The sequence below is a fragment of the Sphingopyxis sp. DBS4 genome (assembly GCF_024628865.1).
Lineage (GTDB): Bacteria > Pseudomonadota > Alphaproteobacteria > Sphingomonadales > Sphingomonadaceae > Sphingopyxis.
Map to the genome: position 1 here is coordinate 3,457,083 of NZ_CP102384.1, position 14,768 is coordinate 3,471,850.

A 14,768-nucleotide genomic window follows, 5' to 3' on the forward strand; every position below is an offset into this window, starting at 1 on the left:
GCGAATTGGGAGTATTTAGTCAAGTGAACCGGACCACCGCCATTCTCGCCGCCTCGATTCTCGCGACGACGCTGTCGGCCTGCGGGTCGAACAGCCTGTTCAGCCGCGACCGCCCCGACGAAATGGCGGTTTCGCGTCAGGCGCCGCTCGTCGTGCCGCCCGATTTCGCGCTGACCCCGCCCGCCCCCGGCGCCGCGCGCCCGGGCAACGAGACCACCGCCGAACAGACGCTGAAGGCGCTCTTCGGCGGCGACGCGCCGCGCAGCGCGGCCGAAACGCAGGTCATCGGCAAGGCCGACGGCGATCGCGCCGACCCCGGCATCCGCAGCAGCGTCGGCAGCCCCGACACCCAGGTCGTCGACAAGGGCCTCGTCACCCGCGACATCGTCTTCGCCCCCGAAGGCGACGGCCGCGACGCCAGCGCCTCGATCCCCGGCGCCTGAGCGCCGAAGCGCAGTTTCCGGACCGTTGAAGGAACCACCCCTCCCCTGAAGAGGGGCTCATTGGGCGCGACCCTACCCCGCGATCCGCACCGGCATATGCGTAAAGCCATGCAGGAACGGGCTGGCCAGCCGCTCGGCCGGCCCCTGCGGCGCGATGCGGATGCCGCGCGCGACGATTTCCTCGATCAGCGTACAGAGCTGGATCTCGGCCAGCCGCGCCCCGACGCAGCGGTGGATACCGTGCCCGAAGGCGACGTGCCGCCGCGCATTCTCGCGCCCGACATCGAAGGCATCGGCGTCGGCGAACACGCTCTCGTCGCGGTTCGCCGAAATATACCAGAGGATCACCTTCTCGCCCTTGCGGAGCTGCTGCCCGCCCAGCTCGACGTCGCGCGTGCAGGTGCGCCGCATATGGATGACCGGCGACTGCCAGCGGATGATCTCCTGCGCCGCGTTGGGGATCAGCGACGCATCGGCGCGCAGCCGGTCGAGCTCGCCCGGAAATCGGTGCAGCGCCTCGACCAGCCCGCTCATCGAATTGCGCGTCGTGTCGTTGCCGCCGACGATCAGCAGCGCGATGTTCGCGAGCCGCTCCATCGGATTGAGGTTCCCCATCGCCTCGCTATGCACCATCCGCGACAGCAGGTCGTCACTCGGCGGCAGCGCCTTTCGCGCGGCGAATTCGGCGTCGAAGCGCGCGAGCATCGCCTGCATCTGCGCCATCCATTCGGCGCGATATTCCTCGGTCGCGGTCTCGGGCGAGACATTGCCGCCATAATCCGACCAACGCTTGAGGTCGTGACGCTCCTCCCACGGAAAATCGAACAGGATGCACAGCATCCCGATCGTCAGCGGCACCGACACGCTCTCGACCCAGTCGAACGTCTCGCCGACCGGCAGCGCGTCGAACAACTCGCGCGTCCGCTGCTTCACCGTCTTTTCGCGCTCGCTCATCTGGCTCGGGTTGAAGGCGGGGGAAATCACCCGGCGCTGCGCGGTGTGGACCGGCGGGTCGGCGGCGATGAAATTGGGCAGGTTCGACTGCGGCGGCGGATCGGCGATGACGATATTGCCATTCTCCCACGAAGAGGAGAAGGTCGCGGGGTCGAGCTCGACCGCCTGCACCAGCGCGTGCGTCGCCACCGACCAATAGCCGCCATAAGGGCTGTCGGCGCACCAGCTCACCGGCATTTCGGCGCGCAGCCGCGCGAACGGCTCGCGCCACCGGTCCTCAACATAGAGCGCGATGTCGCTGACATCGACCGGGCTCACCGCTCGCGCTTCGTCCACCACCGACGCCATATCGCTCTCCCGCTACCGCCTCGTTTTGCGGGAGTGTAGCCGCACAGGGTCGCACCGCAAGGCGGCGCGTGCGGAAAAGCGGAGTGCAAAGCCCGCACGCCCCGCGTCGGCGGGGACGCGCGGACGGTCGTCACATCTTGCGCGCGGGCGCCGGCGCAGCCTTTGCCGCCATCTTGTGATGCGGCGCCGGACGATGCTTCGCCGCGACGCGATGCTTCGCCAGGCGGTGTTTCGCGGCGTGGTGCTTCGCGGTGGCATGATGCTTCGGCGCCGCGTGATGCTTCGCCGCGACGGCGTGGCCTTCGCGCTGCATACAATTGTCGGTCACCGTCTTCGAGCAATAGGGCGTCGCATCCTGCGCGCTCGCAGCGCTTCCCGACAGTGCGAACAGCGCGACGGCGCCGAACGCGGCTAGGGTGATCTTCTGCATGACAGATTTCCTTTCATCCCATGGAGAGGATGAAGAAGATCGCACGCCCCGCATGGCGGCAGCGCGTCCGCCACATTACAATCCTGCAATGCGGGCCTGCCATGCGCGCGAGGTCAGCCCCCGCCGGCGGCATTGAAATCATGCACGAACAGCCCCGGCGTGCGGCTGTCGAACAGCGCCTGCAATTCGCAGCCCTTGCTCTTCTGCTTCTTGCAGTTCGCTTCCGCCGCCGCCTTCGCGCGCTTGGCCGAGGTTTCGACCGTCGCGCTGTCGTCGCCGCCGTTCATGCGATAGGCTTGGATGAAGCCGTTGCCGGTCAGCGCATTCGAATCGCATTTGTGCTTCGTCGCGTCGGCGCACGCCTTGATCGCCGCCGCGATCGCCTCGTCGGCATTGCGGTAGCCGCTCGCGACATAGAGCTTGCCGTCATAACCGTCGGCCGCGTTACCGACGACCCACGCCGACGCCGCGAAAAATTTGCGGACCCCGGCGCCGGGAAAGCGGTGGTTGGTGCTCGACCGGATCGTCGCGAAAACCTCGCACGGCAGCAATTGCTTGGCCGAGCATTCGGCGAGCACCTGCTTGCGCTCGGCCCCGCCCTCGCCGGCCCAGCCCTTGTAGAAATAGCCCTGCCTGTCGCGAATCACCGTCATCGACGAATTCCACCACGTTCCCGCCGCGGTGCAGCCGCCGCCCATCACCGCGTTGCACGCCGCCAGCACCTCGCTCTCGCCGACATTATTCGATCCGACGTAATTGCCGTCGACCCACACGTCGGCGGCGTCGGGGTGCCAGGCCATCGCGGCATAGCTGTTGCTCGGCGCCGGCGCGGGGGCGGGCGCCGCGGCCGAATCGTCGCGCACGCACAGCGGGATCGACGCGACGCCGTTGCCGCCCTGCGTCATTCCGACCATCCGCTCGCCGGGGCCGGGGCCGTTGCACGGATATTGCGCGTGCGCCGCGGCCGGCCACAAGGTCCACGCCAGCAGCACCGCCAGCATCTGCATCACACGCCGCATATCGAATCCCGTCATATCCCGACCCTTTTATCCAGTTGATAAGACGGTCCTAATCGCATTCTCCCTTAGCGAAAGTGTTCGCGGTCACAAGCGGCGCATGGACAGCGTGCGCGCCGCCGCCTATAACCCGCCCATCCCCGGGGAGCCTGTGTGCAGAAACAGGTTGAGAGCGGAACAGCCCGCGACCCGTTGAACCTGATCCGGGTAATACCGGCGGAGGGAGGGTCGGTGTTCCACGCCACGTTTCAAAGGGCCGGAATCCCCATCTTCGCTCCGATAACTGGAGCGACTGCACATGGCCGACATCGATTCCCGCATTGAAGCGAAACTCGGCGCGATCGGCGTCACCACCGGGCCGATTCGCGGCAGCCGCAAGGTCCATGTCGCGAGCCCCACCGGCAGCGGCATTCGCGTCGCGATGCGCGAGATCGACCTCGACCCGCACTCGGGCGAGCCCAGCGTCCGCGTCTACGACACCAGCGGCCCCTACACCGACCCCAATGCCAGCATCGACATCGCCGAGGGCCTCCCCGAACTCCGCGCCGCATGGATCCGCGCCCGCGGCGACGTCGAGGAGGTCACCCAGCGCGAGGTCCGCCCCGAGGATAACGGCCAGCTCGGCCCCGACCGCTCGGGCGGCGTCCCCGCCTTCCCCAACGTCCGCAAGACGGTGCTGCGCGCCAAGCCCGGCGCCAACGTCAGCCAGATGCACTACGCCCGCCGCGGCATCATCACCCCCGAGATGGAATATGTCGCGACCCGCGAAAATCTCGGCCGCGAACGCCTCGCCGAATATGTCCGCGACGGGCAGGACTGGGGCGCGAGCATCCCCGACTACGTCACTCCTGAGTTTGTCCGCGAAGAGGTCGCGCGCGGCCGCGCGATCATTCCGAACAACATCAACCACCCCGAAAGCGAGCCGATGGCGATCGGCCGCAATTTCCTCGTCAAGATCAACGCCAATATCGGCAACAGCGCGGTCGCGTCCGACGTGGCGAGCGAGGTCGACAAGATGGTCTGGTCGATCCGCTGGGGCGCCGACACCGTCATGGACCTGTCGACCGGCCGCAACATCCACGACACGCGCGAATGGATCATCCGCAACAGCCCCGTGCCGATCGGCACCGTCCCCATCTATCAGGCGCTCGAAAAAGTCGGCGGCATCGCCGAGGAGCTCTCGTGGGAGATCTTCCGCGACACGCTGATCGAGCAGGCCGAGCAAGGCGTCGACTATTTCACCATCCACGCGGGCGTCCGCCTGCCCTACGTCCCGCTCGCCGCGAAGCGCGTCACCGGCATCGTCAGCCGCGGCGGCAGCATCATGGCGAAATGGTGCCTCGCGCATCACAAGGAAAGCTTCCTCTACGAGCGCTTCGACGAGATCACCGAGATCATGAAGGCCTATGACATCGCCTACAGCCTCGGCGACGGCCTCCGCCCCGGCAGCATCGCCGACGCGAACGACGAGGCCCAGTTCGCCGAGCTCTACACGCTCGGCGAGCTCACCAAGCGCGCGTGGGACCAGGATGTGCAGGTGATGATCGAGGGCCCGGGCCACGTCCCGATGCACAAGATCAAGGAGAATATGGACAAGCAGCTCGAAGCCTGTGGCGAGGCGCCCTTCTACACCTTGGGGCCGCTCACGACCGACATCGCGCCGGGTTACGACCATATCACCAGCGGCATCGGCGCCGCGATGATCGGCTGGTACGGCACCGCGATGCTCTGCTACGTCACGCCCAAGGAGCATCTCGGCCTCCCCGACCGCGACGATGTGAAGGTCGGCGTCGTCACCTACAAGCTCGCCGCCCACGCCGCCGACCTCGCCAAAGGCCACCCCGCGGCGAAAGTCCGCGACGACGCGCTATCGAAAGCCCGCTTCGAATTCCGCTGGCGCGACCAGTTCAACCTGTCGCTCGACCCCGACACCGCCGAGCAATACCACGACCAGACGCTCCCGGCCGAAGGCGCCAAGTCGGCGCATTTCTGCAGCATGTGCGGCCCCAAATTCTGCTCGATGAAGATCAGCCAGGAAGTCCGCGACTTCGCGAAGCTGCAAAATCAGGACAGCGCCGCCTTCATCGCCGCCGAAGAAGCCGAAAAGGGCATGGCGCAGATGAGCGAGGTTTATGAGGAAACCGGGCGCGAGCTGTATATGGGGGCTGGTGGGCGCGAGCATGATTGACCCTACGCGAAAATTCCGCGAAGTTGCCTGGCAACCAAGCTGACCATTCCAAGGAAATATTTAGATGAATCCTGTCAATCAAGCACAGATGAAGGAGTTCGCTGAGGCCTATGATTTAGAGGAAAAGTCCGAAAGCGATCAGTTTGAACTCTATACGATCTATTCAATTATAAATGGAGGGTCTGGTGAAAATATTGACCCTTTCGATGCTCATTTAACAGGTACCGAATTTGGCTTGGATGGCGTTGCTATAATTGTGCAAGGAAATCTTGTCACGGATGCTGATGAGGCTTCTACGGCAATAGCAGACACAAAGAATCCCCAGATAGACTTCTACTTTTTTCAGTCAAAGACCTCTGCAAGCTTTGATTACGGTGAGATGTCTAAATTCTTTGATAGTGTTAAAGGATTTTTCTCGGGACATTTGATTGGAGAATCCCCGCAGCTAGATGACTTAATCGAAGCTAAAAATTACCTTTACACTAATGGTGTCAAGAGACGAAATCCTGGAATTTACTGCTATTTCGCATCAACCGGAAGTTATGAAAAGCAGCAAAGAATTGAACGCCTTGTCGAAAACACAAAGAATGAATTAACGGAGCTAAGCATTTTTGATGAAGATAGCCTTGAATTAAATATTTATGGAGCAAGCCAATTGCAGCGCCTGTATCGCGCTGCATCTACTTCTACTGAAGTCACGCTGGACTTCAAAGAAAGCGTTGTCCTCCCTCGGCACGAGAGTGTGGGGGAAGGCTACATTGGCTATATCCCCGCATCCGAACTGCTTAAGGTTGTTTCAATATATAATGAAAATGGCAATATAACGGATATCAATAAATCAGTATTTTTTGACAATATTAGAGACTACAATCCAAATTCCAAAATAAACAAGGAAATAACCTCTAGCCTTGAAAAAGGTGAACACGATAACTTTGTTTATAGGAATAACGGCATAACGGTAGTTGCTCGATCTATAAACAGAATCGGGAACAATTTTACTATAGAGGATTTCCAAATAGTTAATGGCTGCCAAACCAGCAATGTTATTTACCATAACCGAGACAATGTGGAAGACGTATTTGTACCATTTAGGTTAATTGGGACAAAAGACGAAGATTTCATATTTTCGATTATTTCTGGTACTAATAAACAGAATCCAGTTCGAGATGAGCAGTTTTGGTCATTGCTGCCATTTATGAAAAATCTTGAAGAGTTTTCAAGAGGTGCGCCTGCATCTAAAAAGATTTTTCTTGAAAGACGAGAGAATCAGTATCGCTCTGAGGCCGTAGAGCGCGCGCGAATTGTTCAGATGCAGCCATTCCTTAAGGCCATAACGGCAGGTTTATTAGGCGCTCCGCATCGCGCAGCGCGTAACTACAAAGCCGAAATTGGGGACAACGTAGACGACATATTTGAAGAACGGCAAGATGTTCGGCCTAGCTATGCGATTGCATTCTTGCATTATCGCTTGGAGTTTATGTGGAGAAATCAAAAAATTAATGCTGCAACTAAAATTTATCGTTTTTACATTATAGATGCGGCGGTCAGGCAAGTCCTGGGCCGGCGTGCTTTCATTGGCCTATCGAATAAAGAGAAAATTAAATTTTCTGAAGATTTGATTAAGTTAAGTGCCGATGAAGTTCGCCTTAGTAAAGTAGTTTCGAGCACCGAGAAAACCCTAGAAACGCATCTTAAGAGTTTAGGTGCAGCAGCTGCCCGAGAAAAACTTCGTGATACTATCCGGTCTGAGACTTTTTTCTTAGCTGTCCGAGATCGTTATATACCAACGACAGGCACACTGAAATAATCGCACTTTGGAATTACGGTGAGAGTTACGGCGGCAGGTGCCACAGCCCCTAATTGCCCGGGCGCGCCCGGGCGCCCTCAATCCTATTTCGCACACCCCACCCCAAAAACCCCTTTCCTAAAAAACCCCCGTCTGGTTCATCCTGCTGGATGAAACACGACAAGATCACCCCCGACCTCGCTGCCCTTCGCGCCCGCGCGCAAAACGCGAACAAAACGCGCAGTCCCGTTCGCATCACCAAGGCGCGCCGGGCGCCGCCCGACGACACACGCACGCTCGCCGCCGCGCATGAATTCGTCCCCGCGTCCCCGCGCGAACGCCACGACGGCTGGACGCCCGAAAAGCAGGTCGACTTCATCGATGCGCTCGGCGAATGCGGCTGCGTGACCGAGGCGTGCGAGCGCGTCGGCCTGTCGCCGTCGACCGCCTATCGCCTGCGCCGCCGCGTCGACGCCTACAGCTTTCGCGCCGCGTGGGATGCCGCGCTCGACTATGCGATCCGCCGCCTGTCCGACGCCGCTTTCTCGCGCGCGCTGCACGGCGTCACGCGCCCGGTGTGGTTCCAGGGCGAGCAGGTCGGCGAGCGGCGTTATTATGACGAGCGGCTGACGATGTTCCTGCTGCGCTATCGCGACCCCGATACCTATGGCGCGTGGCGCGACCGCCGCGAACCGCGCCGCCGCCCCGATGCCCGCGCGATCGCGCTCGGCCGCTGGACCGACCATGTCGCCGAGGATGCGTGGGATCGCGATAGCGGCGTCACCGTCGATCGCGAGCGCGAGGATGACGGCGTCCAATGGCTGACCGACGAAGAGGCGGCGCTGGCCGACGCCGCGGCGTCCGCGCCCCGCTATGCGACGCAGGAGGAAACCGACGCGCGGCTGATCGCCGCCATCGCGGTGATGCAGCGGCTCAAGACACTCGGCATCGCGACCGATGGGCTGACCGACGCCGAATTCCATCGCCAGATCGGCCTGGAAGAAACCCGCCGCGCCGCCGCCGGCACCGCGCCGGACGCCGGCGTCGACGATGACGCGAAGGGAGATGACGGGGCCGGGCCGCGAGAGGGCCCCGAAGGCGGGACACAGGAGGGGGGTGTGGCGTGACCTTTGTGACCTTCCGGCGGCCGGGCGCCGCGTGCAGCAGTCGCCGCCACCCCGACACCATGCGACACTCCCGCCGAGGCACGCCTGCCCCCCCCTCGACGGAACTCCGCCCGCTCTCGCGGGTCTATCCTTCATGGAGGGGCCAAGGGACGCCATGCCGCTCCGGTCCGGCATCCCCAACGGAGTGATGTCGATGAACAGATGGATAATCCTGCCCCTCGCCGCCGCGACCGCCCTGACCGGGGCCTGCGCCTCGACCGGCAGCTATGGCTATGACGACGGCGGCTACGGCTATTACGACCGCGGCTATCACGACCGCTATGGCAATTACGACTATAACCGCCCCGACCCGCGCTACGGCGGCTATTATGCCGAAAATTATTACCGGAGCGACCGCCGCTACAAGGAACGTCGCCTGTCGAACAGCGACCGCGTCTATCGCGGCCGCAACGGCCAATATTATTGCCGCCGCAGCGACGGCACGACCGGGCTGATCGTCGGCGGCATCGCCGGCGGCGTGATCGGCAACGTCATCGCGCCAGGCGACAGCGAGACGCTGGGTACCGTGCTCGGCGCGATCGGCGGCGCCGTCGCCGGCCGCGCGATCGACCGCAGCGGCAACAAGGACGTCCGCTGCCGTTAGGCCTGAATTTCGGCGGTTGCCGCGCGCTCGATCGCGCGGCGCCAGCCGGGTTCGGGGTTCAACAGGAAGACGTCGGCGAGCGCAGCCTCGATCTCGTCGGCGGACAGATAACGCTGCTCGATGGCACCGCCCGTGCGGCGGATCGTCAGCCGGTTGTCGCGCAGGCCATGCCGCGCCTCGGCGGTCGTCCGCGCGGCGACGAGCTGGTGCCGGAAATGCGAGGACGGATGCTGCGACGTATACCAGTTGCCGATCTCATAATCGATCGCGGGGGCCGGCGCGGACTCGATATCATAGAGCGTCTTCCACGCCCCCGCGATTTCGGCCTCGACCCGGTATCCGGTATCGATCGGTCGGACGCGATAGCTTTCGTGCCGCGTCGGCTGCGGCATCGCCTCATCCAGCGCCAGCGGCTGCGGCGGCACCGTCGCGCCGAAGCCGACGTCGACCAGCCACGCCCGGCCGCCCACCGTCACGCGCACCACCATATGCGTGCGCCCGGTCGGCGGCGCGTCGTCGGGCAGCATCCAGCGCACCCGGCCGAGCAGCCCCTCGGCCGCAAAGCCGATCGCCTGCAGCACGCGCAGGAACAGCCCGTTCTGCTCGAAGCAATAGCCGCCGCGGCGCCGATCGATCAGCTTCGCCTCGATCGCCCGTGGGTCGATGTCGACGCCCTCGCCGGTCAGCGCATCCATCGCCTCGAACGGGATCGCCGCCTGATGCGCCGCCTGCAACGCGGCGAGCGTGCCGAGCGTCGGCGCGACCGGGCCGGCATATCCGATCCGCGCCAGATAGCGGGCGAGGAGGTCGTCGCCCGCCGGCGCCCGGTCGGGGAAATCACCATCCGAAGCGGAGGCATCGAAGCGGTGCAACATGGGCCGATCATCCTTTCGCGAATCGCAGGCCCATCCTTATGAAAGCTCAAGCCCGGTTGAGATCAAGCACGAAATCGGAGCGGTCGGCGGCAGCGGCCTCAGCGCTCGTCCCTGTAAAAGGGCCGGTCGCCCGCGATCGTCACCCGCTCCATCCGCCGTACCGCCGGGAAATAGTCCGACGCGGCATAATGCTGCGCGGCGCGATTGTCCCAGAAGGCGATCGAACCCGGCTCCCAGCGGAAGCGGCACTGATATTCGGGAATCGCCGCCTGCGCATAAAGATGCGCGAGCAGCCGGTCGCTCTCCTTCGCCGACAGCCCTTCGACATGGCTGGTGAAGGCGATGTTGACATAGAGCGCCTGTTCGCCGGTTTCGGGATGGGTGCGCACCAGCGGATGGACCTGCGGCGGATATTGCTTGTGCAATTCCTCGACCGGCTTGCCGAGCCGCCCGGCGAAAACGCGTGCGATGTCGTGGACCGCGGTCAGGCCGCGGCAGAAGTCCTGCATCGCCGGCGACAGGCCGCGAAACGCCGCGGCCATATCGGCGAACAGCGTGTCGCCGCCGACCGGCGGCACCTCGACCGCGCGGAGGATCGACCCCAGCGACGGCTCGGCGCGCCAGGTGACGTCCGAATGCCAGGCATTTTCCTTGCCCTTCGACTCGGGGCCGTGCGCGATGTGCAGCACCTCGGGATCGGGCTGATCCTTGGGCGTCGCGGGATGGATTTCGAGCGTGCCGAAGCGGCAGGCAAAGGCGATATGCTGCGCCGGAGTGATCGGCTGGTCGCGAAAAAAGACGACCTTGTGCACGAGCAGCGCGGCGCGGATTTCGGCGATGACCGCGTCATCCTGTTCCTGCGACAGGTCGATGCCCGAAATCTCGGCCCCGATCGACGGGGTCAGCGGCGCGACCTTCAAGCGCGCGAAGCTCTGCGGCGATGCGGCGACGTTCATGCCATTCTCTCCTTGCTCCCGATGGAGGGCATTAGGCGAGCGCGGGAACGCCGAGTCAAGTTCAGCGGCGCTTTTCCTTTGCCTGCCGCGCCACCTCCGCACGATAGCGGTCGCACGCGCCGCCCTTGGGCCATTTGGCGCAATAGTCGCGCCAGAAAGCGAGCTGCTCGTCAGTCATATGGTCGGATTTGGCCGGCTTCTCGCCGATCTTGCGCGTCTCGCCGAGCACCGAATCGGACAGCGCGGTATCGACCGTATATTGCGCCGCGACCGGCACCGCTGCGCCGAACGCCAGCACCGCCGCGATCATGGGCAAGCCTGTCCTGATCATCATCGTCTCCCTTTTGGGCGACGGATCAACCCAGCGACGCGTTCGAAAGTTCCCCCGGCGCGCGCCTATGTCCTTGATCGCGCGGGTTTCGCGAGGTTCACCGCGACCGCGCCGCGCACCAGCGCCGTGAAGGCTTCGACATCGACGCGGTCGCCCTCGAACAGGTCGATCGCGCGCCGGACATTGCCGTCAAGGCCGGCGTTGAACAGCCCCGCCGGATCGGCGACCGCCGCGCCCCTGGCAAAGGTCAGCTTGACCTTGTCCTTGTATATTTCGCCGGTGCAGATCACCCCCGCGCGCTCCCAGGTCGGCACGCCCGCGGGATTGGTCGGCTTGCGCCATTTGACCGCTTCCTCGATCGCCGGATCGGCTTCGCGGATCAGCGCGCGCAGCGTCGCCAGCGCCGCGCCGCGCCAGTCACCGAGCGAAGCGATCTTCGCATCGATCAGCGCCGAAGCCTCTTCGTCCGCCATCACCTTTCTCCCTTACATCTTCTCACCGGGCAGCACGCTCGCTTGCCGCACCCAGTCGGCAAAGGCGCTCTCGTCGACCGCATCGGCCTCATGGACATGAAAATAGCGCGTGTCGCCGCTCTTCGACGCGACGGGCGGCACCGGGTCGAGCCGCCGGCCGTCGAAAAAGGCGACCTTGATATAGCGGTCATAGCAATGGATGCTGAGGAACCAGTGGTTCGGCAGCGCATCGGGCGCGCCATAAAGCGGCGAATTCCACTTCACCGCCTTGCGCACGCCGGGCACCTCGCGCGCGATCAGCGCGTCGAGCCGCGCCCAGGCGGCCGATTTCCACCCCGGCATCGCGGCGATATAGGCCTGCACCGGCGCATCGCCTTCGCCCTTCGCGATCTGCGGATTACCGCCCGACAGCAGGACGGGCTTTTCGGGCTTCGCCATGACTCGCTCCTTGCCGGGCGGATGATGCCACGCCCCGGCCGGTCCTTCCAGTGCCAACGCGCCGCCCGCTGGCGCCGCATCGCGCTTCCTGTTAGCGCGGGCGGCACGATGACCCCGAACTTCATCATGGTCGACGATTTCGTTGCCAATCCGCACGAACTCCGGCGTCAGGCGCTCGGCCTCGGCTATGACCGCGGCACGGCATCGGGCAATTATCCCGGCGTCACGTCGGATCGGGCGCTGCCGATCAAAGGGATCGACGATTATGTCTCGCGCCTTACCGGATTGAAGCTCGCCGGCGCGCCGGGAACGCTCCATGGTCGTTGCCGACTGACGCTGAAGGGTGATCGCGGGCGGAGCGGCGTGCATATCGATCCCACCGCCTGGTCGGGCATCCTCTATCTCACGCCGCCCGATCATTGCCGCGGCGGCACCGATTTCTATCGCCATCGTCGCACCGGGCTCGATCGCGTGCCGACGACCGCCGAGGGGATCCGCGCCGCGGGCTACGCCGACATCAACCGGCTGATCGAAGAGGTCGTCAATCGCGACACGATGAAGCCCTCGGCGTGGGAAAAGAGTTTCACCGCGCCGATGCGCTTCAATCGGCTGATCCTGTTCAGTCCGTGGATGTTCCACAATTCGGCGCCGGGTTTCGGCACCGGCACCGACGATGGGCGCCTCGTCTATCTGATGTTCTTCGCCGCCATGCCATGATAGGAGCGAGCGCGACAGCAGGAGAAAGCCAATGCCCCTTCGCCGCATCCCTCTTCTCGCCGTTCCGCTTGTCGTCGTGGCCCTCCCCCTCGCCGCATGCGGAGCGAAATCCGACCAGGCGGCGGCCGAGGCGCCCAAGAGCGACGCACCGACGGCAACGGCCCCGACCGGCAATCCGCCCGATGCGAGCGCCGACAAGGTCGGCGACGCCGGTCCGGCCGCCACCTCGCCGCTCCCGCCGACCGCGGGCAGCAAGCTCGCTTCTTACGTGGGCAAATATCCGTTCGACAAGGTCGACGGGGTCGCATGGAACGACCATGTTCTCGTGAAAGCGGGGATCGCCGCGACGGTCAAGGACCCCGCGGTGCTGAAGGCGATCACCACGACCGACGGCCCCGCGTCGCCGATCGAGATGCGCGGCGACAAGGTCGTATCCTGGGCATGCGAGCAGCATAATTGCGGCGCCCACCAATGGTCGGTCCAGATCGATCCGCGCACCGGCGCGACCGACGTCTGCTATTTCGACGAAGCCGCCGACCCCGCCAAGGCGCGCTGGTTCCTCGCCAGCGGCAAGGAAGAAAAGCGCGACGGCAATTGCCAGTAAGAGGCCGCGGCCTTCTCCTCCCCGTCCCCCGCGAAGGCGGGGGAGCATTAATCGCGAATCTCGACTATCCCACCAAGGCAGCTTTTCAACCCGACATCCGGATTCGACTCTCGCTCCAGATAAGAACATAATGGGAACATTATCCGATTCGGAGAAGAGTGATGGCACCGATGTTCCGCTATTTCCTGGGCTTCCAGGTCGCCGCCGAGCGTGCGGGATGGCTGGCGCGCCAATTGCCGCAGGTTTCGGGCGACCTGTTCGCGGGTCTGAAACCGCAGCTTTACCATCTGACGCTCTGCACGATCGCCGAGACGCCCGCACCGCATCCCTTCCTGCGTCAGCGCGTGGCGAGGGCGTTCGAGGCGGGCCTGCCTTCGGCGGCGCCCGTTCCCTTTGGCCGGATCGTCGCGCGGAACAGGGGCGCCGCGCTCGTCACCATGGGCAGCGTCGGCGAGATCCGTCGGCTTTACGAAGCGATCGTCGCGCTGCTGGCGCCGCACGATATCGCGCCCCTGCATCGCAAGGCGGGGCTCCGCCCGCATGTCACGCTCGGCTATGGCGCCTGCGATTTTCCCACCGTGCCGATTGCATGGACCTGGATTCCGCGCGAGCTGGCGCTGATCGAAAGCCATGTCGGCCATCGTCGCCACCGCGTGCTGCAAAGCTGGACGCTCGCACCGCCAATGCAGGCGATGTTCGACTTCATGGCCGATGAACTGCCCCCGCCGCTGCGCTACGCTGCCTAGCTTTCGAGGCTATGCTCGAGCGTGATTTCGCAATTGAGCAGCTTCGACACCGGGCAATTTTTTTCGGCCTCACCGGCGATCACCGCGAACTCGTCGGCCGAAATTCCCGGCACCTTGCCGGTCAACGTCAGCGCCGACTTGGTGATCGTGAAACCGCCGTCCTGCTGCTCGAGCGTCACCGCCGCGCTGGTTTCGAGCGTATCCCCCGAATAGCCCGCGCGCGCGAGGCCAAAGGAGAGCGCCATGGTGAAACAGGCCGCGTGCGCTGCCGCAATCAACTCCTCGGGATTGGTCCCCGGCTGCCCCTCGAAACGGGTACCGAAGCCATAGGGCTGCGCGCTGAGCACCCCCGACTTGGTGGTGATCGCCCCCTTGCCGTCCTTGCCAAATCCTTCGTAGCGGGCGGATGCGCGATTGACGGTCATGATAGTCTCCTTCGGTTGAACAGGGGCGGGACTCGGGAAATGGGTCGTTCGCGCCGATAGCAGCCTACGCTTCGCACCCTCGCGCTTCCACGTCTTTTCGAAGAAGGTGAGTGGCCGGTCGGGCCGCCATGTCTGAAAACAGCCGGGAGCGGACCGACCTTACATCATCATCCCGGATCAAGCCCGGGATGACGAAAGTCTGAAAGTCGCGCGCAGCATCTCTTATTTTCGTCATTCCCGCGAAAGCGGGAACCCAGAGTGGGGTCAG

At 63.8% G+C, this 14,768-nt stretch carries 17 protein-coding genes and 1 riboswitch; of the genes, 8 read left to right on the forward strand and 9 right to left on the reverse strand.

Annotated elements, in window-relative coordinates; genetic code table 11:
• Positions 1–23: 23 nt before the first annotated feature.
• A complete protein-coding gene (locus NP825_RS16610) occupies positions 24–443 on the forward strand; it encodes a DUF3035 domain-containing protein (RefSeq protein WP_257545546.1) in 420 nt (139 codons plus the stop codon).
• Positions 444–515: 72 nt separating this feature from the next.
• Here the strand turns inward: NP825_RS16610 and NP825_RS16615 are convergent, their stop codons facing one another.
• The 3 genes from NP825_RS16615 to NP825_RS16625 form a co-directional block, all read right to left on the reverse strand.
• Positions 516–1,745 (reverse strand): cytochrome P450, encoded by a 1,230-nt coding sequence (locus NP825_RS16615; RefSeq protein ID WP_257545548.1) that lies wholly within the window; start codon positions 1,743–1,745, stop codon positions 516–518.
• Positions 1,746–1,875: 130 nt separating this feature from the next.
• Positions 1,876–2,175 carry a hypothetical protein gene (locus NP825_RS16620; RefSeq protein ID WP_257545552.1) on the reverse strand — a complete coding sequence of 100 codons (300 nt, stop codon included), beginning with the start codon at positions 2,173–2,175 and terminating at the stop codon, positions 1,876–1,878.
• A gap of 113 nt (positions 2,176–2,288) precedes the next feature.
• Entirely contained in the window at positions 2,289–3,209 is a 921-nt protein-coding gene (locus tag NP825_RS16625) for a DUF4189 domain-containing protein (protein ID WP_257545554.1), read from the reverse strand.
• 113 nt (positions 3,210–3,322) lie between these two features.
• Positions 3,323–3,433: riboswitch (TPP riboswitch) on the forward strand.
• Between the two features lie 56 nt (positions 3,434–3,489).
• Between NP825_RS16625 and thiC the strand changes: the two genes are divergently transcribed.
• The 4 genes from thiC to NP825_RS16645 all read left to right on the forward strand — a co-directional run bounded on the left by thiC (position 3,490) and on the right by NP825_RS16645 (position 8,935).
• Entirely contained in the window at positions 3,490–5,379 is a 1,890-nt protein-coding gene (gene thiC, locus NP825_RS16630; protein WP_257545556.1) for a phosphomethylpyrimidine synthase ThiC, read from the forward strand.
• A gap of 64 nt (positions 5,380–5,443) precedes the next feature.
• Complete coding sequence (locus NP825_RS16635) at positions 5,444–7,186, forward strand: AIPR family protein (protein WP_257545558.1); 1,743 nt, start codon at positions 5,444–5,446, stop codon at positions 7,184–7,186.
• 149 nt (positions 7,187–7,335) lie between these two features.
• A complete protein-coding gene (locus NP825_RS16640; protein WP_257545560.1) occupies positions 7,336–8,292 on the forward strand; it encodes a hypothetical protein in 957 nt (318 codons plus the stop codon).
• A 193-nt stretch (positions 8,293–8,485) separates the two neighbouring features.
• A complete protein-coding gene (locus NP825_RS16645) occupies positions 8,486–8,935 on the forward strand; it encodes a glycine zipper 2TM domain-containing protein (RefSeq protein WP_257545562.1) in 450 nt (149 codons plus the stop codon).
• Here the strand turns inward: NP825_RS16645 and NP825_RS16650 are convergent.
• The 5 genes from NP825_RS16650 to NP825_RS16670 form a co-directional block, all read right to left on the reverse strand.
• Positions 8,932–9,810 carry an arylamine N-acetyltransferase gene (locus tag NP825_RS16650; RefSeq protein WP_257545564.1) on the reverse strand — a complete coding sequence of 293 codons (879 nt, stop codon included), beginning with the start codon at positions 9,808–9,810 and terminating at the stop codon, positions 8,932–8,934. The two genes, NP825_RS16645 and NP825_RS16650, sit on opposite strands and share 4 nt — an antisense overlap.
• Before the next feature lie 98 nt (positions 9,811–9,908).
• Positions 9,909–10,766: a TauD/TfdA family dioxygenase gene (locus tag NP825_RS16655; protein WP_257545566.1), complete on the reverse strand. Its 858-nt coding sequence runs from the start codon at positions 10,764–10,766 to the stop codon at positions 9,909–9,911.
• Positions 10,767–10,827: 61 nt separating this feature from the next.
• The gene (locus tag NP825_RS16660; RefSeq protein ID WP_257545569.1) at positions 10,828–11,097 is read right to left on the reverse strand and encodes a hypothetical protein; all 270 of its coding nucleotides are present in this window, start codon (positions 11,095–11,097) and stop codon (positions 10,828–10,830) included.
• A 65-nt stretch (positions 11,098–11,162) separates the two neighbouring features.
• The gene (locus tag NP825_RS16665) at positions 11,163–11,570 is read right to left on the reverse strand and encodes a DUF1801 domain-containing protein (RefSeq protein ID WP_257545571.1); all 408 of its coding nucleotides are present in this window, start codon (positions 11,568–11,570) and stop codon (positions 11,163–11,165) included.
• Between the two features lie 12 nt (positions 11,571–11,582).
• Positions 11,583–12,008 (reverse strand): DUF1801 domain-containing protein, encoded by a 426-nt coding sequence (locus NP825_RS16670; protein ID WP_257545573.1) that lies wholly within the window; start codon positions 12,006–12,008, stop codon positions 11,583–11,585.
• A 21-nt stretch (positions 12,009–12,029) separates the two neighbouring features.
• On the opposite strand from NP825_RS16670, the gene NP825_RS16675 reads away from it, so the two are divergent.
• The 3 genes from NP825_RS16675 (at position 12,030) to NP825_RS16685 (ending at position 14,075) form a co-directional block, all read left to right on the forward strand.
• On the forward strand, positions 12,030–12,725 hold the full coding sequence (locus NP825_RS16675) for a DUF6445 family protein (protein ID WP_257545575.1): 696 nt from the start codon (positions 12,030–12,032) through the stop codon (positions 12,723–12,725).
• 31 nt (positions 12,726–12,756) lie between these two features.
• Positions 12,757–13,329 carry a hypothetical protein gene (locus tag NP825_RS16680; RefSeq protein WP_257545577.1) on the forward strand — a complete coding sequence of 191 codons (573 nt, stop codon included), beginning with the start codon at positions 12,757–12,759 and terminating at the stop codon, positions 13,327–13,329.
• Between the two features lie 161 nt (positions 13,330–13,490).
• Positions 13,491–14,075 (forward strand): 2'-5' RNA ligase family protein, encoded by a 585-nt coding sequence (locus tag NP825_RS16685; protein ID WP_257545579.1) that lies wholly within the window; start codon positions 13,491–13,493, stop codon positions 14,073–14,075.
• Here NP825_RS16685 and NP825_RS16690 read toward each other — a convergent pair.
• On the reverse strand, positions 14,072–14,500 hold the full coding sequence (locus NP825_RS16690; RefSeq protein ID WP_257545581.1) for an OsmC family protein: 429 nt from the start codon (positions 14,498–14,500) through the stop codon (positions 14,072–14,074). The two genes, NP825_RS16685 and NP825_RS16690, sit on opposite strands and share 4 nt — an antisense overlap.
• Positions 14,501–14,768: the final 268 nt, after the last annotated feature.